Genomic DNA, 2,284 nt, shown 5'->3' on the forward strand with positions numbered 1-2,284 from the left:
CTTCGTCCCTACCTGCTCACTCTGACCGTGAAGAACGGTGATGACCTGGAGGAGCGCCATGCGCACCTGACGGGCTCACTTCGCAAGCTGATGACCCACCGGCGCAACTTCAACGCCGGGGTGCCTCGTTCGCCCTGGACGGAGCTCTGCAAGGCGGAGGGCGGGGTCTACACCCTGGAGCTGACCAACAAGGGCAACGGGTGGCACCCTCACTGTCACATGATCCTTCTGGCGGCCTCTGAGCCCTCTCAAAGCGCGATCAGTGCTGAGTGGCACCGGATCACCGGTGACAGCATGATCGTCGATTGCAGGCCCATCACAGGCGATCCTAGCGAGGGGTTCATGGAGGTCTTCAAGTACGCCTTGAAGTTCTCTGACCTGGAGCTCGAGGACAACTGGCACGCCGCCCAGGTGCTGAAGGGCAAACGCCTGCTGAATTCCTTCGGCCTGTTCCGTGGTGTCCAGGTGCCGGACTCCCTCCTGGATGAGCCCCTGGACTCCCTCCCCTACTGGGATCGTTTCTACCGGTTCATCGAGGGTGAGTACCGCTTCACCGGCGAAAGCCCGAAGGCCGAGGGCCAAGGAGCGAGCGGCTCGGTGCAGAGCGACGACGCGGCCCCGAGAGCCTATGAGGTTGTCCAGGAAGCTGATCTTTCCTCGACCCAGCATCTCCCGGGCGGCAAGCGCCCAGGTGCAGGGGAGACGAAGCCTAAGTGCTTCGCCACGCTGGTGTGGGAAGGCGAGAAGCGCCGCAAGGGTAAGCCCGTTACGTAACGGCAAACCCCGTCAGGGGCCGCGCCCCCGGCTCGTCGGTGAGGTACGAGCCGGCGAACGGAGGCACGGGCGAAGCGCACCCTTGACGGACTCCCCACCAAACACCCTCAGGCAGTACACCGGGCCAGGAACTGGCCCGGGGGATGCCGCCCGGCGAGGGCGCTCTTGCTCTGCTCTACGCGCCAGCGGCGCGTCCTTCTCATGACCTAAAGGTCTCCAATGCTCCAATCCTATGACTGGACGATGATCCAATCGCGGGCCATACTTCGCCAGCCAGAACGGCTAATCATCCAAACGGGGCAAAAAGTCATGAGTCACTTCGATCAGTTCATCAAGTACAAGGCGCTGGCCTTCAAGTTCTCCAGCATGGGCAGTTTCTCGATCAGCGACATGGAGCGCATGGTCGAGTCCGGCAGCCTGGGCAAGAACGTAGACGGCACCTTCGTGCCGGCGCAGTCCCTGGAGGACGTTTGCCCGATCCCTCTCCGTAACGTCTGCGCGAAGCTCACTGTCGAGCTGGTGGATCGCCTGGACAACTCACTGTCGATTCTCGGCATGAGCAAACGGGAGTTCATCGAGATGGCTCTGATCGAGGCTCTGGACAAGGTTGACCAGGAGCTGCTCGACATCGATGCCTTCGAGTTCGTGGAGGCGCGTGAGGCGCTGGGTGAGCCGGGAGAGGGGGCTGAGTGATGAGCGAAGCCATGTTCACGCTGTGCGGCCAGGTGGCCAACGTGTACGTCCAACCGGGCGGCGTCAGCAAGAAGACCGGCGAGGAGTACGACCCCCGGGACAAGGTGCAGATCCTCGGGCACCTGCCCATGCCGGACGGCGGCAAGCGCCTGGAGCTGATCACCCTGAGCGTCGAGGACGCTCGCCCCTTCGTCGCCGCCCAGGGCAAGAAAATCCGCGTCCCTGTGGGGTGCTTCGCCTCGGGCCGCTCGGTGGCCTACTTCATCCCGCGCGGGGCAGCTCCGGCGCTCGTCACGGGTTCCTAAGAATCAGTCTGGAGGCCCCGGCAGATGCGGGCTGGAACGCGCGGCAGCGCGACCGGTACGCACCTGCCGGGGCCTCCTTACTTGATACATAGAAACAATGTGCATGCAGCGGGTATGCTGTGGGCACGGGAAGGAGGGCCACGAATGGCCAAAAAGAAAACCCCCGTAGGTGCTGCGATCTTGGCGGACGGCGCACCTACAGGGGTCGATGAAGTCAGTAACTTCGGCGACAGAATAGCACGCTACGGCCAAGCTCACTCAAGGGCTGTAGCGATGTTGGAGCACCTTCGTGGCGCTCCAGAAGTCGAAGCCGAGAAGACCGCCGCAGGCCTCGCCACCTGCGGTAACTACCTGCACTTCCGGGAGTACTTCACGGTGGGCAAGGTTCGGTTGCACAACGCCACCTTCTGCAAGCAGCACCTCGTTTGCCCGCTCTGCGCCATCCGGCGTGGAGCCAAGGCGCTCGGGGCGTATCTGGCCCGCTGGGAAGTGATCCAGGAACAACGCCCCGA

Annotated in this window: 4 protein-coding genes; all 4 read left to right on the forward strand. The window is 63.3% G+C overall.

Annotated elements, in window-relative coordinates:
* On the forward strand, positions 1-774 hold a 774-nt coding region (locus tag C167_RS32610; protein ID WP_017519113.1), incomplete at its 5' end, for a protein rep.
* A 309-nt stretch (positions 775-1,083) separates the two neighbouring features.
* Positions 1,084-1,467, forward strand: coding sequence for a hypothetical protein (locus C167_RS0115100; protein WP_235154322.1), 384 nt, complete (start codon positions 1,084-1,086; stop codon positions 1,465-1,467).
* Entirely contained in the window at positions 1,467-1,772 is a 306-nt protein-coding gene (locus tag C167_RS0115105; protein ID WP_017519115.1) for a hypothetical protein, read from the forward strand. Before C167_RS0115100 ends, C167_RS0115105 begins: the two co-directional genes overlap by 1 nt.
* A 144-nt stretch (positions 1,773-1,916) precedes the next feature.
* A partial coding sequence (locus tag C167_RS0115110) for a hypothetical protein (RefSeq protein WP_026079071.1) occupies positions 1,917-2,284 on the forward strand: 368 nt, incomplete at its 3' end.

Source organism: Pseudomonas nitroreducens TX1, assembly GCF_000313755.1.
In the GTDB taxonomy this organism is placed as follows: Bacteria; Pseudomonadota; Gammaproteobacteria; order Pseudomonadales; family Pseudomonadaceae; genus Pseudomonas; species Pseudomonas nitroreducens_A.

Bases quoted from the DNA above. Each gene is read 5' to 3' on its own strand.
- C167_RS0115100 (WP_235154322.1), top strand. From the start codon at position 1,084: ATGAGTCACTTCGATCAGTTCATCAAGTACAAGGCGCTGGCCTTCAAG.
- C167_RS0115105 (WP_017519115.1), top strand. From the start codon at position 1,467: ATGAGCGAAGCCATGTTCACGCTGTGCGGCCAGGTGGCCAACGTGTAC.